We start from the raw sequence: 26333 nt of genomic DNA, 5'->3' as shown, positions 1-26333 counted from the left end.
GTTGCGCCGGGGTATCGGCATGACCTCCCAACGGACCCGGGAGCGGCTGATCCAGCGCCTGTGCGAAGAAGGCGTGGCGAACCCCAAGGTGCTCGACGCGATCCGTCGCACCCCGCGCCACCTGTTCGTCGACGAGGCCCTGGCGCATCGCGCCTATGAAGACACGGCGCTGCCGATCGGCCACAACCAGACCATCTCGCAGCCGTTCATGGTTGCGCACATGAGCGAGCTGCTGCTTGAGGCCGGGCCGCTCGACAAGGTGCTGGAGATCGGCACGGGCTCCGGCTACCAGACGGCGATACTTGCCCAGCTCGTGGAGCGGGTGTTCTCGGTGGAGCGCATCAAGGTGCTGCAGGATCGCGCCAAGGAGCGCCTGGTAGAGCTGAACCTGCGTAACGTGGTGTTCCGCTGGGGCGATGGTTGCGAGGGCTGGCAGGCCCTGGCACCCTACAACGGCATCATCGTCACCGCCGTGGCGCCCGAGGTGCCACAGGCACTGCTCGATCAACTGGCGCCGGGGGGGCGCATGGTGATTCCGGTGGGCCCGGCAGGCGAAACACAGCAGTTGATGCTGATCGTGCGTGAGGAGCATGGGTTCTCCCGGCGTGTGCTAGGCGCCGTGCGCTTCGTGCCATTGCTCAATGGCCCGCTGGCCTGAACCACGGAATATTTACGCCAGCGACGAATTCTTGCGCCATTGCCCTGTCTATCTGGCGGGGTGATCTGCTATAGCACGAGTGGCCTTTGCAGCCGTCCACCCAATACAGGTGGGCTCGGTTATAATTGCAACAATATTGCATTTCTTATCGTTATTTCGGTATTCGGCACCATGAGGGGAGCGCGGGTGGGTCACACAGTCATTCGGCAGCGCAAGGAATGGGCGGGCTTCAAGCTTCTGGTGATTGCACTGGCCATGGGCACCTTGCTGGCGGGTTGTTCCAGCACCAGCTCGACAAGCGCGCGGGTGGTCGACCGTAACAATGCAGCGCCCAAACGGCCGACGGTGACCTCCGGTCAGTACATCGTCAAGCCGGGCGATACGTTGTTCTCCATCGCCTTCCGTTACGGCTGGGACTACAAGGAGCTGGCCGCCCGCAACGGCATCCCGGCGCCTTACACCATTCGCCCTGGCCAGCCGATTCGCTTCAGCAGCGGCACCACGGGTAGCACCACGGTGGTGTCCAACCCTTCGTCCTCGAGCAAAACCACGGTCATTCGTCGCCCCGTTGGTAGCGCCAGCACCGCCCCCAGCGGTAGCACCAAGCCGGCTACAACGGCCCCGACAACCAGTGCGCCGGTGGTCGCCACCGTGCCGGCCGCAGAGCGCGCGGTAGGCGGTTGGACCTGGCCGGCCAATGGCGTGCTAATTGGAAAATTTGCTTCAAACGGTAGTTTGAATAAAGGCATTGATATCGCCGGTGATTTGGGACAGCCTGTTTTTGCTGCGTCTGATGGTGCAGTGGTCTACGCCGGGAGTGGCTTGCGGGGCTACGGCGAGCTGATCATCATCAAGCACAGCGATACCTACGTCAGTGCCTACGGTCACAACCGCAGGCTGTTGGTTCGGGAGGGGCAGCAGGTCAAGGCTGGGCAGTCGATTGCTGAAATGGGGTCCACGGGCACTGATCGGGTGAAGCTGCATTTCGAGATTCGCCGCCAGGGCAAACCCGTCGATCCGCTCCAGTTCCTGCCACGTCGTTGATTGTTGTACCTGGCCTGTTCCTCTGATGTAGAGGGGACAGGCTCCAGCGCTGCCAGGGATACAGGTGCCGCTCGAGTCTGAGTTCGAACTCAGCAAAGGACTATAACAATGGCTCTCAATAAAGAAGCGCCGGAGTTTGACATCGACGATGACGTCCTCCTGATGGAGACGGGCATCGTTTTGGAAACGGATGTGGTGTCAGACGAACCTGCTGTATCTTCGGTTCGGACAAGGGCCAAGACCGGCTCTTCGCTCAAGCAGCACAAGTACATCGATTACACTCGGGCACTTGATGCTACTCAGTTGTACCTCAATGAGATTGGATTCTCGCCTCTGCTGTCGCCAGAAGAGGAAGTGCATTTTGCGCGCCTGTCGCAAAAAGGCGACCCCGCCGGCCGCAAGCGCATGATCGAAAGCAACCTGCGCCTGGTTGTGAAAATTGCCCGTCGTTACGTGAATCGTGGCCTGTCGTTGCTCGACCTGATCGAGGAGGGCAACCTGGGGTTGATTCGTGCGGTCGAGAAATTCGACCCGGAACGTGGTTTCCGTTTCTCGACCTATGCGACCTGGTGGATTCGCCAGACCATCGAACGGGCGATCATGAACCAGACCCGTACCATTCGCCTGCCGATCCACGTGGTCAAGGAGCTCAACGTCTACCTGCGCGCTGCGCGGGAGCTGACCCAGAAGCTCGATCACGAGCCCTCGCCAGAAGAAATCGCCACCCTGCTTGAGAAGCCTGTCGCTGAGGTCAAGCGGATGCTGGGGCTGAACGAGCGGGTGTCTTCGGTGGATGTTTCGCTCGGGCCGGACTCGGACAAGACCCTGCTCGATACCCTTACCGATGACCGCCCGACCGACCCGTGTGAGCTGCTGCAGGACGACGACCTTTCGCAGAGCATCGATCAGTGGCTGGGTGAGCTGACCGACAAGCAGCGTGAGGTGGTGGTGCGCCGCTTTGGCCTGCGCGGGCATGAGAGCAGCACCCTGGAAGATGTTGGCCTGGAGATCGGCCTGACGCGTGAGCGTGTACGGCAGATCCAGGTAGAGGGGCTCAAGCGCTTGCGCGAGATCCTCGAGAAGAATGGCCTGTCTAGCGAGTCGTTGTTCCAGTAACAAGCTGTTCGCCAGCATAAGACGCCCCGATAGCCTCGGGGCGTTTTTGTGTGCGCGGTGCAGCCAGAATAACGCGCCTCCCTGTAAACGCGCCCCCCTGTAGGAGCAGCCTTGTGCTGCGAAGAGGCCGGTGGCAACAGTGCAAATTCGCGCTGGGATCACTGGTCTCTTCGCAGCACAAGGCTGCTCCTACAGGGGTGATGCACAGGTCAGAAACCAGATTCGCCATCCCGCATTTGTGTACCGCGCCACCCCAGTAACATCGCGTGTAAGAGATCGCTTACTTGTTTTGTAAGCTATCTATGCAACCAACAGTAAATCATTGTCGTTTTCAGCTCCGCCGTAATCCTAACTCACTGAAAATCATGGATTATTTGGATGTGAGGAAAAGTGTCCGCGGTAATATCTTGAGAGGTGCCTCGGTTGTCTCGCCCGCTGAAGTCGCTAGTATTCGAACTGTGCACACGGACATGCACAGGCTTTCAGGGAGAAGGCCAAGGACATCGCAAGAAGCGATTTCATCAGGATGATGTTTGGGACAATCAGGGACTACGGAAAAAAATGTGGGCGGGTCATACCGCCCCTTTTTTTGCCTGCTGAAAATGAAAAAAGGCCCGAATGGGCCTTTTTCGTATCCGCGCGCTATCAGCGCTCCAGATCTGCAATCTTGCCAGTCTTGCCATCCCACTCTTCAGCGTCCGGCAGGGCGTCCTTACGCTCGGTGATGTTTGGCCAGATTTCCGCCAGTTCGGCGTTCAGCTCGATGAAGTTTTCCATGCCCGATGGCACTTCGTCTTCCGAGAAGATGGCTTGCGCTGGGCATTCCGGCTCGCACAGTGCGCAGTCGATGCACTCGTCCGGGTGGATGACCAGGAAGTTCGGGCCTTCGTAGAAGCAGTCCACCGGACAGACTTCCACGCAGTCGGTGTATTTGCATTTGATGCAGTTGTCGGTGACGACGAAGGTCATTTCTAGTTCTCTCCTCAGGCGACGGCGGCGGCCCTTCCTCTCGGGGCCGCGCGGTTTACGGGTATGTGGCTGCAGGCCAGGCTAATAACCTGCAGCACCAGCAAACCGCGGCGGATTCTACCAGCTTGTAGTGGGCGCCGTTATAACAGGTTCTTTAGTTGATATAGCATTTCGATAGCTTGGCGCGGGGTCATGTCGTCCAGGTCCAGCTTGCCCAGCTTCTCGATGGCCGGGTGTGGCAGGCTGGCGAACAGATCGCTCTGGTGCGGGACGTGTGGCTCATCCTTGGCCTGCTTGCCCAACGGCTGCTCGTGCGGCAGGCTCGCGGTTTCCAGGCGGCCCAGGTGCTCGCGGGCGCGCTGAATGACCGGTGTGGGCACGCCGGCCAGTTGGGCCACGGCCAGGCCGTAGCTTTGGCTGGCAGGGCCTGGCAGCACATGGTGCAGGAAGACGATGCGCTCGTTGTGCTCGGTGGCGTTCAGGTGCACGTTGGCCACCAACGGCTCGTTTTCCGGCAGTACAGTGAGCTCGAAGTAGTGCGTGGCGAACAGCGTGTAAGCACGCAACTGGGCCAGGCGCTCGGCGGCGGCCCAGGCCAGCGACAGGCCATCGAAGGTGCTGGTGCCGCGGCCGACTTCGTCCATCAGCACCAGGCTGCGGTCGGTGGCGTTGTGCAGAATGTTGGCGGTTTCACTCATCTCGACCATGAAGGTCGAGCGCCCGCCGGCCAGGTCGTCACTGGAGCCGATGCGGGTGAAGATGCGGTCGACCAGCGACAGCTCGCACTGGGCTGCCGGCACGAAACTGCCGATGTGCGCCATCAGCACGATCAAGGCGGTCTGGCGCATGTAGGTAGATTTACCGCCCATGTTCGGGCCGGTAATGATCAGCATGCGGGTGCTGTTGTCCAGGTTCAGGTCGTTGGCCACGAACGGCGTGGTCAGCACCTGCTCGACCACCGGGTGACGGCCCTGGTCGATGCGCAAGCACGGCTCGTCGACGAAGCGAGGGCAGTTCAGGTCGAGGTTCAGGGCACGCTCGGCGAGGTTGCTCAGCACGTCCAGTTCGGCCAGGGCGGCGGCGCTGTCTTGCAGCGGTGCCAGGTGGCTGATCAGGGTTTCGAGCAGGGCATCGTAAAGCATCTTCTCGCGGGCCAGGGCGCGGCTCTTGGCCGACAGTGCCTTGTCCTCGAACGCCTTGAGCTCTGGGGTGATGAAGCGCTCCGCACCCTTGAGGGTCTGGCGGCGAATGTAGTCGCCCGGGGCTTGTTCGGCCTGCTTGGTCGGCAGCTCGATGAAGTAGCCATGCACGCGGTTGTAGCCGACCTTGAGATTGGCCAGGCCGGTACGGGCTTTTTCACGGGCTTCCAGGTCGATCAGGAACTGGCCAGCGTTCTCGCTGATCGCCAGCAACTCGTCCAGCTCATTGTCGTAGCCGGCCTTGAGCACGCCGCCATCACGGATTACCGCGGGCGGGTTGTCGATGATCGCCCGCTCCAGCAGGCTGGCCAGCTCTGGGTAGGTGCCGGTAATGGCGGCCAGGCGCGCCAGGTGCGGGGCTTCCAGCTCGGCCATGGCGTTTTGCAGCTCGGGCAGGGCGCCGAGGGCATCACGCAGGCGTGCGAGGTCGCGTGGGCGGGCATTGCGCAGGCCGATACGGGCGAGGATCCGCTCGATATCGCCAATTTCCTTGAGCTGCGGCTGCAGTTTTTCGAAACGGTAGCCGTCGAGCAGGCAACGGATCGAATCCTGGCGCGCCTGCAGGACCTTGAGGTCACGCAGTGGGCGGTTCAGCCAGCGGGTCAGCAAGCGGCTGGCCATGGCGGTCTGGCAGCGGTCGATCACCGACTGCAGGGTATTGTCGCGCCCGCCCGCCAGGTTGACGTCCAGCTCCAGGTTGCGGCGGCTGGCGCCATCCAGGATGACCGTGTCGTCCAGGCGCTCGTGGCGCAGGCTGCGCAGGTGCGGCAGGGCGGTGCGCTGGGTTTCCTTGGCGTAGGTCAGCAGGCATCCGGCGGCGCCGATGGCCAGGGTCAGCTTGTCGCAGCCAAAGCCTTTGAGGTCCTTGGTCGCGAATTGCTGGCACAGGGCCTTGCGCGCCGAGTCGCGGTCGAAGTCCCACGGGGCGCGGCGGCGCGCGCCAGGGCGTTTTTCGGCCGGCAGGTCGCGTGGCCAGTCGTCGGGGATCAACAGTTCGACCGGGTTGAGGCGGTCGAGCTCGGCCAGCAGGTTTTCCCAGCCTTTGATCTCTTGCACGCCGAAGTTGCCACTGGTGATGTCCAGTACCGCCAGGCCAAACAGGCGCTCATCGCCCAGCAGCGCGGCAATCAGGTTGTCGCGGCGCTCGTCGAGCAGTGCTTCGTCGCTGACCGTGCCGGGGGTGATGATGCGCACCACCTGGCGCTCCACCGGGCCCTTGCTGGTTGCCGGGTCGCCAATCTGTTCGCAGATCACCACCGATTCGCCGAGCTTGACCAGTTTGGCCAGGTAGCCTTCCAGCGAATGGAACGGAATGCCGCACATGGGGATGGACTGGCCGGCCGACTGGCCGCGCGCGGTCAGGGTGATATCCAGCAGTTTTGCGGCTTTCTTCGCATCTTCGTAGAAGATCTCGTAGAAATCGCCCATGCGGTAGAACATCAGCTGGTCCGGGTGCTGGTTTTTCAGCTTCCAGTACTGCTGCATCATCGGGGTGTGTGCGGAGAGATCTGACATTCAGGGCCTTACAGCGGGTGATCTGGTTGGCGATGGTAAAACCGGCAATGGTACAGGCTTTTTCATCCAGATGCAGGCGGCCGCAGTGGGGCATGTGCGCGCAGTTCGGCGGGCCATCATGGAGCTTCGTCCTTGACTGCACTAGAATGCGCGGCCTTTTTGAATGCCCCTAGCCGTGACGTAGTGATGAACCTGTCCAGCCGTATCCCTTATGTAAAGCAGCAACTGATCTACCTCCTGTACGGTGATCGGCGGATTTACCAGCTGGAAGCCAAGCTCAGCATCCTCACCGCCCTGGCGCGCTGCAAGCCGGCGGAGCTGCCGGTGATTCGTGTGTTGACCGACCAGCCGCAGGCATTCGCCGGTTGGCCGGTTGAGGTGATCGCGCTGGATGACGCGACCCTGCAGGCCTGGACCGGGGAGGGCGGCTACACCCATCGGCGCAAGGCCTGCGCCATTGCGCAAGCTGGGCAGTGGGCGGACAAGACAGTGTTCATCGACACCGACACGGTGTTCCTGCAGTCACCGCTGAAGCTGTTTGGCCAGGTGGATGCCGGGCAGTACCTGGTAGACGAGGTCGAGATGCGCTGGGCCGAGGCGTCGCACCGTGAGGACTACCTCGGCTTCAGCGCAGGGCTTGCGCGTGCGGGCGCAGTGCCGAGCGACGACCTGCGGCTGTGCAACAGCGGTGTCCTGGGCTTCACCCGTGAGAATGCCGGCATTGCCGAACGTGCCATCCAGCGCATCGATGCGTGGACGCCTTACGCCCGTGAATTGCACACCATCGAGCAGATCGCCTTTTCGTTCGAGTTGCAGGGCGCGCAGATCAACCAGGCGCGTGGCGTGATCAGCCACTACTTTGCGATGAAGCAGTACATCCACGCCATTCTGGAGATTTTCTTCGCCCGCCACGGCGAGCGCTTTACGGCGAAGATGCCTGGCCTGGCCTTGAAGGTGCCTGCGCATCGCCCGGTGCCATCCTGGCTCAACCGCCTTTCGGTCAAGTGGAGCCTTACGCGCGTGCCCCCAGAGCTCCGGGGTGTCGGCCGCAAGCTTTTATATGGCAGTGTCATCGGCAGCGACGATTACCAGCGCGCCTGCAAGGTGGTCTGGTGGCGTTCGGCGATTGAGGACATGCGCCATTTGCGTGGCCTGGACTGGACCCAGGGCTGGCCAGCCGGCCTACCGCGTCTTGGGCGGCGCGACGAGCGTGCGTTTAGCGCCATTGCCCGCGATAGCCTGAAGGTTTCCTGAAGCCGCGCCGCGCATGGGGTGGTAGGGTAGTGCGCAGTCTTCAAGGAGCCTGATATGGACCCGATCACCGCACTTTCCGCCCGCCTGGGCGAGCACCTGCGCCGCTTCAATGCCCAGGTGACCACCGCCGAATCCTGCACGGGCGGTGGCATCGCCGAGGCCATTACCCGCATCCCCGGCAGTTCGGCCTGGTTCGAGGCCGGGTACGTGACCTACTCCAATGCCCAGAAGACCCGCCAGCTGGGGGTGCCCGCGGCACTGTTCGGCCAGGTGGGGGCGGTCAGCCAGGAGGTGGTCGAAGCCATGGCCCGCGGGGCGCAGGCGGCCAGCGGCGCGCGCTTTGCGGTGGCGGTGAGCGGTGTGGCGGGGCCGGACGGTGGCTCGCCGGCAAAACCGGTGGGTACCGTATGGCTGGCCTGGGCCGATGGCAGCCGTGTCTTCAGCGAGCGCCGCCAGTTCGACGGCGACCGTGATGCGGTGCGCCGACAAACGGTGATCGCCGCGTTAGACGGCTTGTTACAGCTTGGTGCCGAGTAAATCGACGACAGGGGTTTGCGCGCGCGCTTCGCTGTGGAATAATACTGGCTACTTATACAGGTATTCCGGCCATCAGGGCCAAGTCGAACACGTGAGGGTTTCAATGGACGACAACAAGAAACGCGCCTTGGCTGCGGCCCTGGGTCAGATCGAACGCCAATTCGGCAAAGGCGCAGTCATGCGCATGGGCGACCACGAGCGCACCGGCATCCCGGCTATCTCCACCGGTTCCCTGGGCCTGGACATCGCCCTCGGCATTGGCGGCCTGCCAAAAGGCCGTATCGTCGAAATCTACGGCCCGGAGTCCTCGGGTAAAACCACGCTGACCCTGTCGGTCATCGCCGAAGCCCAGAAGAACGGCGCCACCTGCGCCTTCGTCGACGCCGAGCACGCCCTTGACCCGGAATACGCCGGCAAGCTGGGCGTCAATGTCGACGACCTGCTGGTGTCGCAGCCAGACACCGGTGAGCAGGCGCTGGAAATCACCGACATGCTGGTGCGCTCCAACGCGGTCGACGTGATCATCGTCGACTCCGTGGCAGCCCTGGTGCCCAAGGCCGAGATCGAAGGCGAGATGGGTGACATGCACGTGGGCCTGCAGGCTCGTCTGATGTCCCAAGCGCTGCGCAAGATCACCGGTAACATCAAGAACGCCAACTGCCTGGTCATCTTCATCAACCAGATCCGTATGAAGATCGGCGTGATGTTCGGCAGCCCGGAAACCACCACCGGCGGTAACGCCCTGAAGTTCTACGCCTCTGTGCGCCTGGACATCCGCCGTACCGGCGCGGTCAAGGAAGGCGACGAGGTGGTCGGCAGCGAAACCCGCGTCAAGATCGTCAAGAACAAGGTCTCGCCGCCGTTCCGTCAGGCTGAGTTCCAGATCCTCTACGGCAAGGGTATCTACCGCAACGGCGAAATCATCGACCTGGGTGTTTCTCAGGGGCTGGTGGAGAAATCCGGTGCCTGGTACGCCTACCAGGGCAACAAGATCGGCCAAGGCAAAGCCAACGCCGCCAAGTACCTGGCTGAGAACCCGGCCATTGGTGCCGAGATCGAGAAGCAGATCCGCGAGAAGCTGCTCAAAGCCGGTGCTGCCGCCGAAGCGGGCAAGGCTGCCGCTGCCGAAGCCAGTGCCGACGACGTGGCTGATGCCGACGCCGGTTATTGATCACTGTTGTAGATAGCGACTATGTCCGCCGTACTCGACACCCCCGTCGCCATTCGGCGGACAGCCATGGACCTGCTCGCGCGACGTGAGCATGGTCGCGTCGAGCTGACGCGCAAACTGCGTCAGCGAGGTGCTCTGGATGAGATGATCGAGCCTGAGCTCGATCGGCTCGCCGAAGAAGGGCTGCTCAGCGAAGCCCGCTACCTCGAAAGCTTCATCAGGTACCGCTCCAATTCCGGCTATGGCCCTGCGCGTATACGCGAAGAACTGGGCCAGCGTGGCCTGGACCGTGGCGATATCGATCAGGCGTTACGGGAAAGCGGTGTGGATTGGGCGCAGCGTTTGATGGATGTCTGGCAACGCAAGTTTGCCGGGCAACGCCCGCATGACCCCCGCAGCCGTGCCCAGCAAACCCGATTCCTTGCCTACCGTGGGTTCTCCCTGGAAATGATCGGCCGCCTGCTTAGCGGTCGGGATCTCGACGACTACTAAAACGGTGTGAGAGCCGGCTTCGCCGGTGATCGCTGGAAAGCTAGCTCCCACAAGGTTGCTCCGACGCTCAACTAACCTTCAACGCCTCCCTGGCCCGCTGAGTCGTGTGCATAGGCTGAGGCTTGGCCCAGTTTTCCGGCAGGTTGATAAAGTCCACCAGTTCGCGCAGGCGGCCCTGGTCGCGGCCGTTGAAGGCGAACGACAACCGGGTCAGATGGCTGAAATTACCGACCTCGTGTTCCGCGCCGCTGTCGGCGTGCTGATGGTATTTGCCGCTCAGGCGCAAATCGGCGAAGCCCTCCTGGATGTCGTACAGCGCCGCCTCGCTGAGCGGGTGATGCATGCGGATCACGAATTGGTTTTTCAGCCAGCGGCTGGAGTGGTAGTTGCTGTAGAACTGGTTGATTTCCTCCACCGCCTCATCGGCGCTGTGCACCAGGCGCACCAGCTTGAGGTCGCTGGGCAGGATGTAGCGGTTTTCTTCGAGCTGACGGCTGATGAAGTCGAGGCAGTCGCGCCAGAAGGTGCCCCCGGGTGAGTCAAGCAACACCACCGGCACCAGCGGGCTCTTGCCGGTCTGGATCAGCGTGAGCACTTCGAGTGCTTCATCCAGCGTACCGAAGCCGCCAGGGCAGAGCACCAGCCCATCAGCCTCCTTGACGAAGAACAGCTTGCGAATGAAGAAGAAGTGGAACGGCAGCAGTTTGTCGGTGCCGTCCACCGTGGGGTTGGCATGCTGTTCGAACGGCAGGGTGATGTTGAAGCCCAGGCTGTGATCGCTGCCGGCCCCTTCATGCGCTGCCGCCATGATGCCGCCGCCAGCGCCGGTGATGACCATCAGGTCGGAGCGTGCCAGGGTGGCGCCCAGTTCACGGGCCAAGGCGTACATCGGGTGTTCCAGCGGGGTTCGGGCCGAGCCGAACACCGTGACCTTGCGACGGCCCTTGTAGCGCTCCAGGGCGCGGAATGAATGATCAAGCTCGCGCAGCGCCTGCAGGGTGATCTTGGCGCTCCAGCGATCCGTGTCGTCGTGGGCCATGCGCAGGATGGTCAGCATCATGTCCCGGTACAGCGGCAAGTTGGGGCTGTTTGGTGCAACCAGTTGCAGCTGTTCGTCAATTTTGCTCAGGTCGATGTTGTTGTCCCTGAAGTGATTGAACAACAGCTCGTTGGGTTGGTAAGGCATTCAACGTCTCCTTCTGCAGCAAAACCTCTGACCGGGTCGATGGTGTGTCCCGGCCGCGACACTGCGTGCGTCGCTGGCTGCTCAGGCTCGAGTGTGTACCCCGAGCGTTGCAGTAGGCCTTCAAGGCCATGGTGCAGTGGCAAAAATCCATCTGGGCGTTTTTTGGCGCTCTCGCTATCAATCTAGACCGTTGCGCCTGATCGTGCCGAAGTGATGGCGAACGCCGCTCGTCGGCGCGCAGCCTATGGGGGTGAGGGTTTGATTAACTGGGAAAGCGAATCGTATCGATGCAGGAGGTGGCGGTATGCATCGCTTGACCATCGAAGTGGACCGGCAGCTGTATCAGCAGCTGGAACATGCAGCTCAGGTGCATCACCTGAGCCTTGAGGCAGAGTGCCGTCGCAGGCTTTCGGGGCTGGAGTGCCAGTCACGCTACCTGCAAGCGCTTCTGGCAGAGTTGCGCGCCGATGCCGAGGAGGAGCAGTGGCGCGCCCCTGATGACCACCCCGTGGTCTAGGTTTACTTCTTCTTGCTGCCCGCGACGCAGCTGGCGGCGTCAAATGCCTGGTCCATGACTGGCTGGTTGGTCTTGTAGACCGTGAAGCGATAGACCATGACGGCGCCCTTGGACATCAGGTTGCGGAAGCCGCTGTTACGGCAGACGCTGTCGCCCAACTGGCTGCGCACTTGCTCGGGGTTGGCCTGCATGCGCTCGGCGTGGCTCTGGCGCACGCTCAGGTGGTTGACCAGCGCCTTGCCTTCGACGGTATAACCCTGGTCGAGGATGTCTTCGTTGATGGCGCGCGGCGTGCCGACGCTGCTTTCCGTAGCGACCTTCTGCAGCATCTTGTTCAGGTCGTAGTCCTGTTTGGACGCCGCCTGGGCCGCCAGGGGCAGGGTGAGCAGAAGGCTCAGGGTCGGGACGATAAGACGCAGCATGTATCTCTCCTGGTTCAATGACTGGCGGTTTGACATGCGCCGGCAGGTGGCGTTCCCTGATGCGCGCTTTTGCGCGCGTCAGGCTCGCCAAAGTGTCGATTATAAGGGGCCAGCCCGTCCCGCTGCACGGCAAATGACGCCTGCTCTGGTAGACTTGCGTTTTGTGTATCCGAGCCGTCGCAGTGTGCATTTTCAACCTGTTCAAAGGCCTGCCAGCATGAGCCACGCGGTAGCGCGCTTGCGCGCCGAACGCCTGGCCCGCAGCAACAAGCCGTTCATTGCCCGTGGTTCACGGGCCGTCCGTTGCCCGCATTGCCGGGTCATTGCCAGCCATTGCCTGTGCGCCTGGAAGCCCCGGGTGCCGGCAGAGTCGGGCGTGTGCCTGCTGATGCACGACACCGAGCCACTGAAGCCGACCAACACCGGCTGGCTGATCGCCGACCTGGTCGAGGACACCTCGGCCTTCGGCTGGCAGCGTACTGCGGTGGACGACAACCTGCTGGCGCTGCTCGAACAGCCCCAGTGGCAGCCCTATATCGTTTTCCCCGGCGAGTTCGTTGCTCAGGAACGGGTGGTCAACGAGGTGGTGCGCGAACCCGGCAAGCGGCCGTTGTTCATCCTGCTCGACGCCACCTGGACCGAGGCGCGCAAGATGTTCCGCAAGAGCCCCTACCTGGACCGCTTCCCGGTGTTGAGCCTGGAGGCCGAGCAGATGTCGCGCTATCGCCTGCGTCGTTCCAAACGTGACGATCACTTCTGCACGGCGGAAGTGGCGGCCATGTGCCTGGAACTGGCCGGCGACCAGCGCGCCTCCCAGGCCCTGGACGCTTACCTGGACGTGTTCAGCCTGCACTACCTGAGCGCCAAGCGGCATTTGCCGCTGGATGAACAGGACGACGCGCATCAGCGTTTGCATACCTTCCTATAGTCCAAGGGGCAGTCGGGCCGGTTTGGTTCATAATGTCGGGGCTGGCAGCCAGGGTGGGCGAGTGCGGCAGGGCAATTGGCTTGACCACCCCGACCGTGCTCGGCATCCTTGGCGCCGATTCGGGCACGCCGAAGGTGCCGTTACCCCGGACTTCGCCGTGCCTTTCCGCCAAGCGCCCTTACTACCCCGCAGCGCCTGGCACAGAACAGGATCCTTAGATCGATGGCCACTTACGAAATCCTGATTGCCGATGACCACCCACTGTTTCGTGGCGCCCTGCGCCAGGCTGTTACCCTCGGCCTTGGCGCCGATGTACGCCTGGTTGAAGTGGCGAGCATTGCCGAACTGGAAACCCGACTGAGCGAAAAAGCCGACTGGGATCTGGTCCTGCTGGACCTGAACATGCCGGGCGCCTACGGGTTCTCCGGGCTGGTCCTGCTGCGTGGGCAATACCCGCAGATCCCCGTGGTCATGGTGTCGGCGCAGGAAGAGGCCGCCGTCGTGGTCAAGTCTCGCGAGTTTGGTGCCAGTGGTTTCATTCCCAAATCCAGCCCGCTGGAAGTGATTCAGGACGCCGTGCGCAAGGTATTGGACGGTGAGGTCTGGTGGCCGCCGCAAGCCTTCGAGAAAGTCGACGTTTCGGCTGAAGCCAAAGCGGCCAGCGAAGGGCTGGCCAGCCTCACGCCGCAGCAGTTCCGCGTGCTGACCATGGTCTGCGAAGGCTTGCTGAACAAGCAGATCGCCTATGAGCTGAGTGTCTCGGAGGCCACCATCAAGGCCCACGTGACGGCGATTTTCCGCAAGCTGGGCGTGCGCACCCGCACCCAGGCGGCCTTGCTGCTGCAACAACTTGAATCGGTTGCAAGCCACTAACTGGCTGCTTCTTCACGCTTTTTTGACCCCAGCTGGACTAGTCTGCCGGCCTTTCATCGGTGAAGTGACGCACATGTCGCCATTCAAAGGCCAGACCGGCCTCAAACGTATCTTCAACGCCGCCGGCTATTCGCTGGACGGCTTGCGCGCCGCCTTCAAGGGCGAGGCCGCGTTCCGTCAGCTGGTACTGCTCAATGTGCTGCTGATCCCGACCGCCTTCTGGCTGCCGGTCAGCCGCGCGGAGCGGGCGATCATGATCGCGGTGTGCCTGCTGGGCTTGATCGTCGAGCTGTTCAACTCGGCGGTAGAGGCTGCCATCGACCGTATTTCGCTTGAGCGTCACCCCTTGTCGAAAAACGCCAAGGACATGGGCAGCGCCGCGCAGTTGGTGGCGCTCACCATGGTTGCGCTGGTCTGGGGCGTGATTCTGCTCTAGGCAATAGGCGGCAAGACGATCTCATCACTGCGGGTGAAGCCCGCGGTGAAGTTGCGGCATAGCTCCAGAAACTCGCGCATGGCCGAGGTCTGGTACTTCTGCTTGTGCCAAATGAAATAGAACTGACGCATCAGGTCCAGCTCCGGGGTTTCGACCGGTACCAGGCTGCCGCGGCGGAAGGCATCGCGCAGGGCCAGGCGCGAAATGCAGCCGATACCCAGGCCAGATTCCACTGCACGCTTGATGGCCTCGGTGTGTTCGAGCTCCAGGCGAATGTTGAGGTTGGCGCGGTGGTGGCGCATGGCTTGGTCAAAGGTCAGGCGCGTGCCGGAGCCCTGCTCGCGAAGGATCCAGGCCTCCTGCGACAACGTCTGAATGTTCGCGCTGCCCAGCGTTGCCAGTGGGTGCTGGGGCGCGCAGAACACGACCAGCTCGTCTTCGACCCAAGGCTGAACCTCCAGGTCCGGGTGGTTGCAATCACCTTCGATCAGACCCAGATCAATTTCGTAATGGGCGACCTGTTGCACAATATGCGCAGTGTTCTGCACATGCAGCTTGACCTGGCTTTCCGGGTGCACCTGCATGAAGCTGCCGATCAGCAGGGTCGCCAGGTAGTTGCCGATGGTCAGCGTGGCGCCCACCGCCAACGAGCCGAAGGCGGACTTGCCGTTGAGCAGGTCTTCGATTTCCTTGGCCTGGTCGAGCAGGGCGACAGCCTGTGGCAGCAGCTGATGGCCCAGGGCGTTGAGGCTCAGGCGTTTACCGGCGCGGTCGAACAGCTGGCAGCTGGATTGGCGCTCGAGTTCGGTGATGGACGTGCTGGCGGCCGACTGCGAGAGCGCAAGCAGGCCAGCGGCCCGCGAGACGCTTTGATGCTGGGCTACGGCGACGAACACCTGAAGCTGACGGAGAGTGAATCGCATATCTATATAACCGATAACACATATCTTGATAATTCAGTTAACAGATATTGTCGCTGCCCCTAAACTATCGCGCAACTGCGCGTCTTGCGCGCGCTGCGTCTTTCTTCAGGAGCCCCATCGATGAGCAACATGAACCACGAACGTGTCCTCAGTGTGCACCACTGGAACGACACCCTGTTCAGCTTCAAGTGCACCCGTGATCCGGGCCTGCGCTTCGAGAACGGTCAGTTCGTGATGATCGGCCTGCAGCAGGAAAGCGGCCGCCCGCTCATGCGCGCCTATTCCATCGCCTCGCCGAACTGGGAAGAGCACCTGGAATTCTTCAGCATCAAGGTGCCGGACGGCCCGCTGACTTCCCAGTTGCAGCACCTGAAGGAGGGCGACGAGATCATCATCAGCAAGAAGCCTACCGGCACCCTGGTCCTCGACGACCTGAACCCGGGCAAGCACCTATACCTGCTGAGCACCGGCACTGGCCTGGCGCCGTTCATGAGCGTCATCCAGGACCCGGAAACCTACGAGCGCTTCGAAAAAGTGATCCTGGTTCACGGCGTGCGTTACGTGAACGAAGTGGCCTATCGCGAGTTCATCACCGAGCACCTGCCGCAGAACGAGTTCTTCGGTGAGTCGGTGCGTGACAAGCTGATCTACTACCCGACCGTGACCCGCGAGCCGTTCGAGAACCAGGGCCGCCTGACCGACCTGATGCGCAGCGGCAAGCTGTTCAGCGACATCGGCCTGCCGCCGATCAACCCGCAGGACGACCGTGCGATGATCTGCGGTAGCCCAAGCATGCTGGACGAAACCAGCGAAGTGCTCGACAGCTTCGGCCTGAAAGTCTCTGCCCGCATGCGCGAGCCGGGTGACTACCTGATCGAGCGCGCCTTCGTCGAGAAGTAACCCGCAGACGGGTACGAAAAGGCGACCCTCGGGTCGCCTTTCTTATGCCTGGGATCACTGCATTGTCTGTACTGGCCTATTCGCGGGTAAACCCGCTCCCACAGGTGGTGCGTAGGCCTCAGGCAATGCATGGCCCTGTGGGAGCGGGTTTACCCGCGAATAGGCCCGGTCATTCGACACGCGTCTCGCCGCTGTACTCCAATATCGCCCGACACCGCCTGCACAGGTAGCGCCGCCCCTGGCGCACCAGCTTGTGCCGCTGCGCAGTAAACGGAAAGTCGCTCTGCGGGCAGGGGCAGCGGTAGATGTAGCGCGTGACCACCCGGCGTTGCACTGCGTAGTTATGGCAGCGGTTGGGCGGCAATTCATACACCCCGCGCATGATCAATTGCCATTCCTCGCCATGGGCCTGGATGCGCTCGCCAAACAGCTGGTGAGCCACCAGGTGCGCCACCTCGTGGGCCACGGTCTGGCGCAGGAAGTCCTCCTGGTTTTCGCGGTACAACTGCAGGTTGAAGCGCAGCAGGTTCTCGTGCAGGTGAGCGACGCCGGCCTTCTGGCCGCGCAGCTTGAAGCTGATTTCCGGGCGCGGGAAGGGGCGTTTGAAGAAGGTTTCGGCTTGCTGGTAACAGGTTTCGACGCGTTGTTTGAGCAGCTCGGGCATGGCGGGGTAATTCTCCTGACCAGGCATTATGCCGCAAGCCCTGGCGGCTTGCCGAGCCACCGGTCAGCACACAGCCAGAAGCCGCCTTGCGGCGGCCTCTGACTTGATGCCCCAGTGTTGGTTCTGTGTAGTTATCGCGCTAGTTGGTATAGACGGGCCCCACGCCCAGTCCCCAGATGATCACGGTAGCGGCCATGATCGCTACCAGCACCACAAGGCCCACCGCCAGCACCGAGCTGGAAAACAGGAAGCCTTCATCGGACGGAATGTTCATGAACGTCGGCAAGCCGACATACAGCAGGTACACGGTATAACAAATGGCCGCAGTGCCGATCAGCATGCCCAGCCACAGGTGCGGGTAAAGGGCTGCCAGGCCGCCCAGGAACAACGGGGTGGCGGTGTAGGTGGCAAAGGCAATGCACTGCGCCATGGAGGGGTTGGCATCGTAGGTGCGGGCCATCCAGTGGATGAACGCGCCCATTACCGCCACCCCGGCGAGCATCGCCAGGTAGGACATGATGCTCATCCAGATTGCGCTTTCCATGGTCAGCATCACTGCCGGCCGGTCGCCAATCACCCAGCCCACCTGGGTAGTACCGATAAATGCGGAAACGGCAGGGATCGCCGCCAGGATCAAGGTGTGCGTCAGGTACATGTGGCTGATGGTTTCTTCTTCGCCACGAATCTCCCGCCACTCCTGATCGGGATGGGTAAACAGCCCCACAACGTGATGAATCATGCCGATCACTCCTCTCAATGTTGCCAAACGCCCCCCAGATGGAGCGCAAGCGGCCCGAGGCCCGAACACCGATGCAAGCGGTAATGTGGCCTTATGTCGCAGTATAGGAAGCGGTTACCGGCACAAACCGTGCTTTTTAGAGCAAATTGCGCTGTCAGGCGTGCTGTTGATTACAACGAAGTCTTTATCGGAATGCCTACAGCGCCGCGTAGTTTGTGCGTAAAATAGCCGGCTTTTGTCACACCTCGCGGATCCAAGCGCTATGGGCACCCTCTCGGTCAACCAGAACAAACTGCAAAAACGCCTGCGTCGTCTCGCCGGCGAAGCCATCACCGACTTCAACATGATCGAGGATGGCGACAAGGTCATGGTCTGCCTGTCCGGCGGCAAGGACAGCTACACCATGCTCGACGTTCTGTTGCACCTGCAGAAGGTGGCACCGATCAAGTTCGAGATCGTGGCGGTGAACATGGACCAGAAGCAGCCGGGTTTCCCCGAGCACGTGCTGCCGGCCTACCTCAAAGAGTTGGGCGTCGAGTACCACATCGTCGAGAAAGACACCTACTCGGTGGTCAAGGAACTGGTGCCCGAGGGCAAGACCACCTGCTCGCTGTGCTCGCGCCTGCGCCGTGGCACCCTGTACACCTTCGCCGACGAAATCGGCGCGACCAAGATGGCCCTGGGGCACCACCGCGACGACATCGTCGAGACGTTCTTCCTCAACATGTTCTTCAACGGCTCGCTCAAGGGCATGCCGCCCAAGCTGCGTGCCGACGATGGCCGTAACGTGGTGATTCGCCCGTTGGCCTACTGCAGCGAGAAGGACATCCAGGCTTACTCGGACATGCGTGAATTCCCGATCATCCCGTGCAACCTGTGCGGCTCGCAAGAGAACCTGCAGCGCCAGGTGGTCAAGGACATGCTGGTGGAGTGGGAGCGCAAGCACCCGGGCCGCACCGAAAGCATCTTCCGCGCGCTGCAGAACGTCGCGCCGTCGCAGTTGGCAGACCGCAACCTGTTCGACTTCACCAGCCTGAAGATCGACGAAAACGCCACGCCGCGTTTCCTCGATGTGCTGAACATCTGACCCTATGCGCGATTATCAGTGGCTGCATGAGTACTGCCTGAACCGCTTCGGCTCGGCCCAGGCCCTCGAGGCTTTTCTGCCGCAGCCACGCACGCCTGCGCAACTGCGCAACATCAGCAACGACCGCTACCTGTCGACCCTGGCACTGCGCGTGTTCCGCGCCGGGCTCAAGCACAGCCTGGTGGATGCCAAATGGCCGGCGTTCGAGCAGGTGTTCTTCGGTTTCGACCCGGAGAAGGTGGTGCTGATGAGCGCCGAGCACTTGGAGCGGTTGATGCAGGACGAGCGCATCATCCGCCACTTGGGCAAGCTCAAGAGTGTGCCGCGCAATGCGCAGATGGTGCTGGATGTGGCGAAGGAGAAGGGCAGTTTCGGTGCGTTCATCGCCGACTGGCCGGTGACCGATATCGTCGGCCTTTGGAAGTACCTGGCCAAGCATGGCAACCAGCTGGGTGGCCTATCGGCGCCGCGGTTCTTGCGCATGGTCGGCAAGGACACGTTTATCCCGACCGAGGATATGGCGGCAGCGTTGATTGCGCAAAAAGTGATCGACAAACAGCCGACCAGCCAGCGTGACCTGGCGTTGGTGCAGCAGGCGTTCAACCAGTGGCATGCCGAGAGTGGGCGACCCCTGTGCCAGCTGTCGGTGATGCTGGCGCATACCGTCAACCATTGAGGTTGCCGCGGCCGCGTTGCGGCCAAATCGCCGGCAAGCCGGCTCCCACAGGTATTGTGCAGGCTTCAAGAACTGCGCGCATCCAGTGGGAGCTGGCTTGCCAGCGATTGGGCTGCAAAGCAGCCCCTGAATCAACTCCCTTCGCCCGCCATGCGCCGCTCATGCTGGAACTTCCAGCGCACAAACAGCAGCCCGCTGACGAACAAGCCCAGGCTTACCATCACCTCGACCCAGCCAAACAGCGCCCGTGCCGGGTCGAACGCCGCCAACACGCCCTTGATGAAATAGATATTCACCACAAAGCAGGTCCAGGCATGCGCCCGGGCGCTGCCCTTCAGCATGCCCGGCAGCAGCAACAGCAGCGGCACCAGTTCGATCGCCAGAATCACTTCGACGCGCGCCCCGTGCAGGTTGGCGAACCACAGGTTGTTCACCACCAGCAACGCGATCAGGCCAAAGAAAAACGCCAGGCTCAGTGCCCGCGTCAGGCGCAGGCGCGGTGCCAGCCATTGCAGCGGCGGCAACACCTTGGGCTTTTTAGCCACGCGCGGCCTCCAGGGCCTTGGCGGTGCTCGCCAGGCGTTGGCCGAGGGCACGGCACAAGGTGATTTCGTGAGGGTCGAGCTCGCGCTTGCCATCGGCGCCGGCGTGGTGGCTTGCGCCATACGGTGTGCCGCCGCCGCGGGTTTCGAGCAAGGCCGATTCGCTGTAGGGCAGGCCCATCACCAGCATGCCGTGGTGCATCAGCGGCAGCATCATCGACAGCAGGGTGGTTTCCTGGCCACCATGCAGGCTGGCAGTGGAGGTGAACACCCCGGCGGGCTTGCCCACCAGTTCGCCACCCAGCCACAGGCTGCTGGTGCCGTCGAGGAAGTACTTAAGCGGCGCGGCCATGTTGCCGAAGCGGGTCGGGCTGCCCAGCACCAGGCCGGCGCAATGGCGCAGGTCGTCGAGGGTGGCGTACAGCGCGCCGCTGGCCGGGATGTCCGGGGCCACAGCTTCGCACTCAGTGGAAATCGCCGGCACGGTGCGCAGGCGCGCCTCCATGCCGGCCATCTCGACACCGCGGGCAATGTGCCGGGCCATTTCGCTGGTGGCGCCATGGCGGCTGTAATACAAAACCAGGATGAAGGGCTGGCTCACGGCAGGATCTCCAGCACCTTCTCGGGTGGGCGGCCAATCACGGCTTTATCGCCGGCCACCAGAATCGGCCGCTCGATCAGCTTGGGGTGTTGGGCCATGGCGTCGATCAATTGCGCGTCGGTCAGGGCCGGGTTGGCCAGGTTCAGGTCTTTGTATTCGTCTTCGCCGGTGCGCAGCAATTGGCGCGGGGCGATGCCCAGCTTGCCGAGCAGGGCCGTCAGGGTGGCGGTGTCTGGCGGGGTTTCGAGGTAGCGCACGATGGTCGGCGCCAGGCCGCGTGCTTCGAGCAGTTCCAGCGCGCCGCGGGATTTCGAGCAGCGCGGGTTATGATAGAGCGTCAGGTCAGTCATGTCGGGTCGCATCCAGCTGGGTGTGGCGGCTATTCTAACCGCAGCGACTGAACCATTTGCTTGAAACTTCGAGAAGGATTGACCCATGGCAAGGCGTTTGGCAGCAGTACTGGCCATCACCGCGGGCCTGTTGCTCGGTGGTTGCGGTGCCGACTACGGCGTGGACCAACACGGTAATACGGTAAAGGCCGAGCAGATCGAGGGGCACTGGGTAGTGCTCAACTATTGGGCCGAATGGTGCGGACCGTGCCGTACCGAAATCCCTGAGTTGAATGCGGCGGCCAAGCAATGGGCGGCCGAGGGGATCAAGGTGGTCGGTGTGAACTTCGATGGCTTGCAGGGCCAGGACCTGAAGCAGGCGGCGGACACCTTGGGCATCGGCTTTACCGTGCTGGCGCAGGACCCGGCCGAGCGTTACGAGCTGCCCCGCAGCGAGGCGTTGCCGGTGACCTACATCATCGATGACAAGGGCAAGGTGCGTGAGCAATTGATGGGTGAGCAGACCCTGGAAGGGCTGCAGGCCAAGATCAAGGCCCTGAAGGGCGCATGATGCCTGTTGGGGCTGCTTTGCGGCCCTTCGCGGCACAAGGCCGCTCCCACAGGTGGCCGCGTCATCCCAGCGTACGCGGTTACCTGTAGGAGCGGCCTTGTGCCGCGAAGGGCCGCAGAGCGGCCCCGGCAGTCCTCAACCTTCTTCAGGCCAGAACCGCAACGGCTTGCCCTCGGCCGGCCAGAAGCGCATCTGCTCCACAGGCGAGACATCCCAGCGTTGTACCGTCTCCAGCGCCTGCAGGAAGCGTTTTTCCTGTTCCATCAATGCCGGCGCGCACAGCTTGCGAGTCTTGCCGACCTTGCCGAAGCTCAGGTGCTTGCCTTCCAGCGTGTACGGGGCAAACCAATGGTTGCAGCCGCCATTACCGTAGGCGCGGCCATCGCTGGCCAGGGTCAGGGTAAGGTGGCTGTAATCGATCAGCGGGCGTTCGCCAATCCACTCCAGTACATAGCTGCGCTCCTGCTGCAGCTTCGACGGTTGCGCGGCGCAGCCGAGCAGGCCGGTGGCAATCAGCACGCCGGTCAGCAGCTTTTTCACTCAGCGCTCTCCTGGCAACGCGGGCACAGGTGCTTCTCGCCACGGCTGGCCCAGCCCAGCTCCGCGATACGGGCGCTGGCCGCCGGCTGGCGGGCTTTTTTGCCCAGCTTGGCATCGACTGCGAACTCGAAGTCCAGCACGGCGTCGCACTGGTCGCACTCGACCTGCCAAGTGAGGATTTCCAGTTCGCTGAACACCGGGCCGCTGGCCACGGCAACCCACTGGCCGCGCGGGTTGATCAGGTGACGCACGCTTTCCACGGTCAGTCGCATGGACAAGTCCTTGCTGCCCTTGAGGGTCACCAACAGCGTGTCGCCCTTGTGCATCGAACCGCCGTTGCCGGTCACCTGATAGCGGCCGGGTACCAGGGCGCGGCACTCGATCAGGGTGTGTTGCGGGTTGAAAAGGGTGTAGCGGAAATCGTGCTCGACCATGGGTCCTCCAGAAATGCCGCGTATCCTAGCATTAACCCGATACCAGATTCTGGGGTTTGCCTGCCATCCAGCGGTTGATGTTGTCCAGCGTGGTGGCGGCGATGGCGTCCAGCGCCTCGCGGGTGAGGAAGGCCTGGTGGGCGGTGATGATCACGTTGGGGAAGGTCAGCAGCCGGGCCAGCACATCGTCTTGCAAAGGCTGGTCGGAGCGGTCCTCGAAAAACAGTTGGGCCTCTTCTTCGTAGACGTCCAGGCCCAGGTAGCCCAGCTGGCCGCACTTGAGTGCGTCGATCAATGCCGGGGTGTCGACCAGGGCGCCGCGGCCGGTGTTGATCAGCATGGCGCCAGGTTGCAGTTGAGCCAGGCTTTGCGCATTGATCAGGTGGCGGGTGTGTTCGGTCAGCGGGCAATGCAGGCTGATGATGCGCGCCTCGCGCAGCAACTCGGGCAGGGGCAGGTAGCGGGCGCCAAGGGCCAGCAGGTCCGGGTTGGGGTAGGGGTCGTAGGCCAGCAACTGGCAGCCGAAGCCGGCCATGATGCGGGCGAACGCAGCGCCGATCTGGCCGGTGCCGACCACACCGACGGTCTTGCCGTGCAGGTCGAAGCCGGTCAGGCCATGCAGGGTGAAATCGCCTTCGCGGGTGCGGTTGTAAGCCCGGTGCAGGCGCCGGTTGAGGGCGAGGATCAGCGCCACGGCGTGCTCGGCCACCGCGTGTGGCGAATAGGCCGGCACCCGCACCACGGCCAGGCCCAGGCGCTGGGCGGCCGCCAGGTCGACGTGGTTATAGCCCGCCGAACGCAGGGCAATCAGACGCGTGCCGCCAGCGGCCAGGCGCGCCAGCACTTGGGTGTCCAGCTCATCGTTGATGAAAGCGCAGACGACTTCGTAACCGCTGGCGAGGGGCGCGGTGTCCAAGGTCAGGCGGGCGGGCTGGAAGTGCAACTCCAGGGCAGTGCCGGCAGCGGCCTGGGTGAAGCTTTCCTGGTCGTAGTGCTGGCTGCTGAACAACAGGGCGCGCATGGTCGGGCTTCCTTTGCGAATGTCTGGGGATTGTAGCTGGCCGTCCTGTGTGGCCGTTGTAGGAGCAGCCTTGTGCTGCGAAGAGGCCGGTGACAGCACAGTAAATCTTCGCTGCTGTCACGGGCCTCTTCGCAGCACAAGGCTGCTCCTACAGCGGCACAAGGCTGCTTCTACAGCAGGGGCAAGGCAGCGCTGTCAGGCATTGATGTGTGCCTGTGTCGCCAGCCGGCTGATCGCGCTGTCCAGTTCATCCAATGCCTGCTGCGCGTGGGGGTGCTCCTGTTTGAGCAAGGTCTCGCTGCGCTGGCATGCCGCCCGCAGTTGCGGCACACCGCAATAGCGCGAGGCACCGTTGAGGCGGTGCACCTGCTCGATCAAGGTGGTGTGATCCTGCGCTTCGCGGGCGGCGCGTATCGCCTGGCGGTCGGACTCCAGTGACGCCAGCAGCATGGCCAGCATGTCGGCCGCCAAGTCGGATTTGCCGGCGGCCAGGCGCAAACCTTCGTCGGGGTCGAGCACCTTCAGTTCGTCGCTGTTGAGCCGCTGTTCGGCCAAGCGCTCTTGCTGCGGCACGCCCAGGCTCAGGCCGGTCCACTTCATCACCACCTGGGCCAACTGCCGCTCACTGATCGGTTTGGTCAGGTAGTCGTCCATGCCGGCATGCAGCAGCGCGCGTTTCTCGTTGGCCATGGCATGCGCGGTGAGGGCGACAATCGGCAGCGGGCTGCCGCTTTGGGCGTTTTCCCACAGGCGGATTTGCTCGGTGCAGGCGCGGCCATCCATGCCGGGCATTTGCACGTCCATCAGCACCAGGTCGAAGGGTTCATCCTGCACCGCTTGCACCGCCGCATAGCCGTTGTCGACGGCCAGCACCTGGGCACCCAGGTCTTCGAGCAGGGTCTGTACCAGCAGCAGGTTGGCCGGGTTGTCGTCGACGCACAAAATCTTCGGCTGGCGCTGGCCGCTGAGGATGTTCGGCTCGCCCAGCGGGCGACGCGGTTGGATCAGCTCCAGCAGCAGCCGACGCAACTTGCGCGTGCACGTTGGCTTGGACAGGAGTTGGCCATGGCCATTGGGCAGGTAGGGGTGGTACAGCGCCTGTTCGGTGGTCGGGCACAGCACCACGCACTGGCACTGGTAGCGGTCCAGTTGCAGGTGGTACTCACCGAGCTGCTCGGGCGTCAGGTTGCCCAGGTTGGCGCCGAGCACCGCGAAGTCGAACGGGTGGCCCGCCTGGCTTGCGGCCTGCACCGCATGCAGAAGCTGGTCGTACGAGGCAAACAGGCTGACGCTCAGGCCGCAGTCTTCAAGCTGGTGCTCCAGCGCCTGGCGCGCCAGCTCATGGCTGTCGACGATGGCGGCGCGGCGGCCCAGCAGTGGCTGCAGCGGCAGCTCTTCGGCATCGTCGTGAGCCTTGGGCAGGTTGAGGCTGATCCAGAACTGCGAGCCTTCGCCCGGCGTGCTGTCGACGCCGATCTCGCCGCCCATCTGCTCGATCAGGCGCTTGGAAATCACCAGGCCCAGGCCGGTACCCCCAGGCTGGCGCGCCAGCGAGTTGTCGGCCTGGCTGAAGGCCTGGAACAGCGTGCGCACATCCTGCGGCGACAGGCCGATGCCGGTGTCTTGCACGCTGATGCGAAGCTGCGCGCTGTCTTCGTGTTCGTCTTCAAGCATGGCGCGCACGACGATGGTGCCTTCGCGGGTGAACTTGATCGCGTTGCTCACCAGGTTGGTGAGGATCTGCTTGAGCCGCAGCGGGTCGCCGATCAGCGATGATGGGGTGTCGCGGTAGATCAGGCTGAGCAGTTCAAGCTGTTTGGCGTGCGCGGCCGGGGCGAGGATGGTCAGGGTGTCCTGGACCAGGTCGCGCAGGTTGAACGGAATGCTGTCGAGCACCAGCTTGCCGGCCTCGATCTTGGAGAAGTCGAGGATCTCGTTGATGATCCCCAGCAGGTTGTCGGCGGACTTCTCGATGGTGCTCAGGTAATCCAGCTGGCGCGGCGTCAGCTCGCTTTTTTGCAGCAAATGGGTGAAGCCGAGGATGCCGTTGAGCGGGGTGCGGATCTCGTGGCTCATGTTGGCCAGGAACTCCGACTTGATGCGGCTGGCCTCCAGGGCTTCCTTGCGGGCCATGTCCAGCTCGATGTTCTGTATCTCGATGGTCTCCAGGTTCTGGCGCACGTCTTCGGTGGCCTGGTCGATGCTGTGCTGCAGCTCTTCGTGGGCGCTGTGCAGGGTTTCGGCCATGCGGTTGATGCCGCGGCCCAGCTCGTCCAACTCGTGGCTGCCCATGGCCGGCAGGCGCTCGTCCAGGTGGCCGTCCTTGAGCTGATTGACCGCATGCTTGATGCGTTTTATCGGGTCGTTGATGGTGCGGCTCATGCGCAGTGCCAGCAGGCCACTGAGGGCCAGGCAGGCGAGGATCAGCAACAGGCTGGTGAACAGGTTGCGGTAGCCACGCAGCAAGGTGCCGTCGTGCGACAGTTCGATTTCGACCCAACCCAGCAGGCGCTCGGCTTCGGCCGGCACGGCATCGGTGGCCAGGTCGCGGTGGTGGCCGAAGACCGGCATCAGGTAGCGGGTGGCGTCATTGCCGGTGCGTTGCAACAGTTGCGTGCCGGTACCGCCCGTGGGCGGCTGGTTGAGCATGCTCGGGCCTGCATGCGCCAGGCGCGTGCGGTCTGGGGCAAGAAAGGCGACCGCGCGCACGTCGGTTTGCTCCAGGGTCTGCGCGGCAATCCGTTCCAGCTGCCCGGGGGCCCGCTTGGCCATGGCAGGTGCAGCCAGCGGCGCCAGTTGCTCGGCGATCATCTTGCCGCGTTGCAGCAGCTGGGTGCGCAAATCGCTTTGCTGCAGCCAGGTGAAATAACTGCCCAATACCAGCGCCATCAAGCCGGCAGGCAGCAGGGCCAACAGCAGGACCCGGCTTCTGATTCCCAAACGATCGAGCACACTTGCCTCCTGTCATGTGCCTGGACGCCGTCAACTG

29 protein-coding genes are annotated in these 26333 nt (G+C 62.8%); 15 read left to right on the top strand and 14 right to left on the bottom strand.

Annotation, left to right across the window (positions count from 1 at the left end):
• Positions 1-19: 19 nt before the first annotated feature.
• The 3 genes from QOS90_RS11030 to rpoS all read left to right on the top strand — a co-directional run bounded on the left by QOS90_RS11030 (position 20) and on the right by rpoS (position 2818).
• On the top strand, positions 20-658 hold the full coding sequence (locus QOS90_RS11030; RefSeq protein ID WP_172960402.1) for a protein-L-isoaspartate(D-aspartate) O-methyltransferase: 639 nt from the start codon (positions 20-22) through the stop codon (positions 656-658).
• A 186-nt stretch (positions 659-844) separates the two neighbouring features.
• Positions 845-1702 (top strand): peptidoglycan DD-metalloendopeptidase family protein, encoded by an 858-nt coding sequence (locus QOS90_RS11025; RefSeq protein ID WP_085272751.1) that lies wholly within the window; start codon positions 845-847, stop codon positions 1700-1702.
• A 108-nt stretch (positions 1703-1810) separates the two neighbouring features.
• A complete protein-coding gene (gene rpoS / locus QOS90_RS11020) occupies positions 1811-2818 on the top strand; it encodes an RNA polymerase sigma factor RpoS (protein ID WP_027595820.1) in 1008 nt (335 codons plus the stop codon).
• A gap of 645 nt (positions 2819-3463) precedes the next feature.
• On the opposite strand, the gene fdxA is transcribed toward rpoS, so the two are convergent.
• Together fdxA and mutS are read right to left on the bottom strand one after the other, a co-directional pair.
• Positions 3464-3787: a ferredoxin FdxA gene (gene fdxA, locus QOS90_RS11015; protein WP_027595821.1), complete on the bottom strand. Its 324-nt coding sequence runs from the start codon at positions 3785-3787 to the stop codon at positions 3464-3466.
• A 140-nt stretch (positions 3788-3927) separates the two neighbouring features.
• Complete coding sequence (gene mutS / locus QOS90_RS11010) at positions 3928-6501, bottom strand: DNA mismatch repair protein MutS (RefSeq protein WP_027595822.1); 2574 nt, start codon at positions 6499-6501, stop codon at positions 3928-3930.
• Between the two features lie 132 nt (positions 6502-6633).
• Here mutS and QOS90_RS11005 point away from each other — a divergent pair, with 132 nt between their 5' ends.
• The 4 genes from QOS90_RS11005 (at position 6634) to recX (ending at position 9955) form a co-directional block, all read left to right on the top strand.
• Positions 6634-7755, top strand: coding sequence for a hypothetical protein (locus QOS90_RS11005; RefSeq protein ID WP_256215248.1), 1122 nt, complete (start codon positions 6634-6636; stop codon positions 7753-7755).
• A gap of 54 nt (positions 7756-7809) precedes the next feature.
• Positions 7810-8292, top strand: coding sequence for a CinA family protein (locus tag QOS90_RS11000; RefSeq protein ID WP_085272752.1), 483 nt, complete (start codon positions 7810-7812; stop codon positions 8290-8292).
• Between the two features lie 103 nt (positions 8293-8395).
• The gene (recA, locus tag QOS90_RS10995) at positions 8396-9463 is read left to right on the top strand and encodes a recombinase RecA (protein ID WP_027595825.1); all 1068 of its coding nucleotides are present in this window, start codon (positions 8396-8398) and stop codon (positions 9461-9463) included.
• Between the two features lie 21 nt (positions 9464-9484).
• Positions 9485-9955 (top strand): recombination regulator RecX, encoded by a 471-nt coding sequence (gene recX, locus QOS90_RS10990; protein ID WP_027595826.1) that lies wholly within the window; start codon positions 9485-9487, stop codon positions 9953-9955.
• A gap of 67 nt (positions 9956-10022) precedes the next feature.
• Here the strand turns inward: recX and QOS90_RS10985 are convergent, their stop codons facing one another.
• Positions 10023-11141 (bottom strand): LOG family protein, encoded by a 1119-nt coding sequence (locus QOS90_RS10985; RefSeq protein WP_085272753.1) that lies wholly within the window; start codon positions 11139-11141, stop codon positions 10023-10025.
• Between the two features lie 304 nt (positions 11142-11445).
• Here QOS90_RS10985 and QOS90_RS10980 point away from each other — a divergent pair, with 304 nt between their 5' ends.
• Positions 11446-11658 carry a hypothetical protein gene (locus QOS90_RS10980; RefSeq protein WP_085272754.1) on the top strand — a complete coding sequence of 71 codons (213 nt, stop codon included), beginning with the start codon at positions 11446-11448 and terminating at the stop codon, positions 11656-11658.
• 2 nt (positions 11659-11660) lie between these two features.
• Here the strand turns inward: QOS90_RS10980 and QOS90_RS10975 are convergent, their stop codons facing one another.
• Positions 11661-12080: a quorum-sensing-regulated virulence factor family protein gene (locus QOS90_RS10975; protein ID WP_027595829.1), complete on the bottom strand. Its 420-nt coding sequence runs from the start codon at positions 12078-12080 to the stop codon at positions 11661-11663.
• A 217-nt stretch (positions 12081-12297) separates the two neighbouring features.
• On the opposite strand from QOS90_RS10975, the gene QOS90_RS10970 reads away from it, so the two are divergent.
• The 3 genes from QOS90_RS10970 (at position 12298) to QOS90_RS10960 (ending at position 14317) form a co-directional block, all read left to right on the top strand.
• The gene (locus QOS90_RS10970) at positions 12298-13008 is read left to right on the top strand and encodes a tRNA-uridine aminocarboxypropyltransferase (RefSeq protein WP_027595830.1); all 711 of its coding nucleotides are present in this window, start codon (positions 12298-12300) and stop codon (positions 13006-13008) included.
• A gap of 222 nt (positions 13009-13230) precedes the next feature.
• The gene (erdR, locus tag QOS90_RS10965; protein ID WP_027595831.1) at positions 13231-13881 is read left to right on the top strand and encodes a response regulator transcription factor ErdR; all 651 of its coding nucleotides are present in this window, start codon (positions 13231-13233) and stop codon (positions 13879-13881) included.
• Between the two features lie 73 nt (positions 13882-13954).
• Positions 13955-14317, top strand: a complete 363-nt coding sequence (locus QOS90_RS10960) for a diacylglycerol kinase (protein WP_027595832.1) — start codon at positions 13955-13957, stop codon at positions 14315-14317.
• Here the strand turns inward: QOS90_RS10960 and finR are convergent.
• Positions 14314-15240, bottom strand: a complete 927-nt coding sequence (finR, locus tag QOS90_RS10955) for a LysR family transcriptional regulator FinR (protein WP_027595833.1) — start codon at positions 15238-15240, stop codon at positions 14314-14316. The genes QOS90_RS10960 and finR overlap by 4 nt on opposite strands.
• Before the next feature lie 120 nt (positions 15241-15360).
• Between finR and fpr the strand changes: the two genes are divergently transcribed.
• Positions 15361-16140 (top strand): ferredoxin-NADP reductase, encoded by a 780-nt coding sequence (gene fpr, locus QOS90_RS10950; protein ID WP_016501130.1) that lies wholly within the window; start codon positions 15361-15363, stop codon positions 16138-16140.
• 169 nt (positions 16141-16309) lie between these two features.
• Here fpr and QOS90_RS10945 read toward each other — a convergent pair whose 3' ends face one another.
• Together QOS90_RS10945 and QOS90_RS10940 are read right to left on the bottom strand one after the other, a co-directional pair.
• Complete coding sequence (locus tag QOS90_RS10945) at positions 16310-16804, bottom strand: SprT family zinc-dependent metalloprotease (protein ID WP_027595834.1); 495 nt, start codon at positions 16802-16804, stop codon at positions 16310-16312.
• A 139-nt stretch (positions 16805-16943) separates the two neighbouring features.
• Positions 16944-17543 carry a Yip1 family protein gene (locus QOS90_RS10940; RefSeq protein ID WP_027595835.1) on the bottom strand — a complete coding sequence of 200 codons (600 nt, stop codon included), beginning with the start codon at positions 17541-17543 and terminating at the stop codon, positions 16944-16946.
• Positions 17544-17805: 262 nt separating this feature from the next.
• Between QOS90_RS10940 and ttcA the strand changes: the two genes are divergently transcribed.
• Both ttcA and QOS90_RS10930 read left to right on the top strand, forming a co-directional pair.
• Positions 17806-18630 carry a tRNA 2-thiocytidine(32) synthetase TtcA gene (gene ttcA / locus QOS90_RS10935; RefSeq protein WP_027595836.1) on the top strand — a complete coding sequence of 275 codons (825 nt, stop codon included), beginning with the start codon at positions 17806-17808 and terminating at the stop codon, positions 18628-18630.
• A 4-nt stretch (positions 18631-18634) separates the two neighbouring features.
• Positions 18635-19306 (top strand): DNA-3-methyladenine glycosylase I, encoded by a 672-nt coding sequence (locus QOS90_RS10930; RefSeq protein ID WP_027595837.1) that lies wholly within the window; start codon positions 18635-18637, stop codon positions 19304-19306.
• Between the two features lie 131 nt (positions 19307-19437).
• On the opposite strand, the gene QOS90_RS10925 is transcribed toward QOS90_RS10930, so the two are convergent.
• The 3 genes from QOS90_RS10925 to arsC are packed head-to-tail and all read right to left on the bottom strand — an operon-like array spanning position 19438 to position 20799.
• The gene (locus QOS90_RS10925) at positions 19438-19851 is read right to left on the bottom strand and encodes a DUF2069 domain-containing protein (RefSeq protein ID WP_027595838.1); all 414 of its coding nucleotides are present in this window, start codon (positions 19849-19851) and stop codon (positions 19438-19440) included.
• Complete coding sequence (gene wrbA / locus QOS90_RS10920; protein WP_027595839.1) at positions 19844-20449, bottom strand: NAD(P)H:quinone oxidoreductase; 606 nt, start codon at positions 20447-20449, stop codon at positions 19844-19846. Before wrbA ends, QOS90_RS10925 begins: the two co-directional genes overlap by 8 nt.
• Positions 20446-20799: an arsenate reductase (glutaredoxin) gene (arsC, locus tag QOS90_RS10915; RefSeq protein ID WP_027595840.1), complete on the bottom strand. Its 354-nt coding sequence runs from the start codon at positions 20797-20799 to the stop codon at positions 20446-20448. The genes wrbA and arsC overlap by 4 nt, the downstream gene beginning before the upstream one ends.
• Before the next feature lie 85 nt (positions 20800-20884).
• Between arsC and QOS90_RS10910 the strand changes: the two genes are divergently transcribed.
• On the top strand, positions 20885-21349 hold the full coding sequence (locus QOS90_RS10910; protein ID WP_027595841.1) for a TlpA disulfide reductase family protein: 465 nt from the start codon (positions 20885-20887) through the stop codon (positions 21347-21349).
• A gap of 135 nt (positions 21350-21484) precedes the next feature.
• Here the strand turns inward: QOS90_RS10910 and QOS90_RS10905 are convergent, their stop codons facing one another.
• From QOS90_RS10905 to QOS90_RS10890, 4 genes are all read right to left on the bottom strand, one after another.
• Positions 21485-21889 (bottom strand): META domain-containing protein, encoded by a 405-nt coding sequence (locus tag QOS90_RS10905; protein ID WP_027595842.1) that lies wholly within the window; start codon positions 21887-21889, stop codon positions 21485-21487.
• Positions 21886-22323 (bottom strand): hypothetical protein, encoded by a 438-nt coding sequence (locus QOS90_RS10900; RefSeq protein WP_027595843.1) that lies wholly within the window; start codon positions 22321-22323, stop codon positions 21886-21888. Before QOS90_RS10900 ends, QOS90_RS10905 begins: the two co-directional genes overlap by 4 nt.
• A gap of 31 nt (positions 22324-22354) precedes the next feature.
• Entirely contained in the window at positions 22355-23344 is a 990-nt protein-coding gene (locus QOS90_RS10895) for a 2-hydroxyacid dehydrogenase (protein ID WP_085272755.1), read from the bottom strand.
• 195 nt (positions 23345-23539) lie between these two features.
• Entirely contained in the window at positions 23540-26296 is a 2757-nt protein-coding gene (locus QOS90_RS10890; RefSeq protein ID WP_027595845.1) for a response regulator, read from the bottom strand.
• Between the last annotated feature and the right edge of the window lie 37 nt (positions 26297-26333).

This window comes from Pseudomonas sp. LAIL14HWK12:I10, assembly GCF_900184205.1.
In the GTDB taxonomy this organism is placed as follows: Bacteria; Pseudomonadota; Gammaproteobacteria; order Pseudomonadales; family Pseudomonadaceae; genus Aquipseudomonas; species Aquipseudomonas kermanshahensis.
The sequence above is the reverse complement of the archived record's forward strand: the minus strand, read 5'-3'. Positions and strand labels throughout refer to the sequence as shown.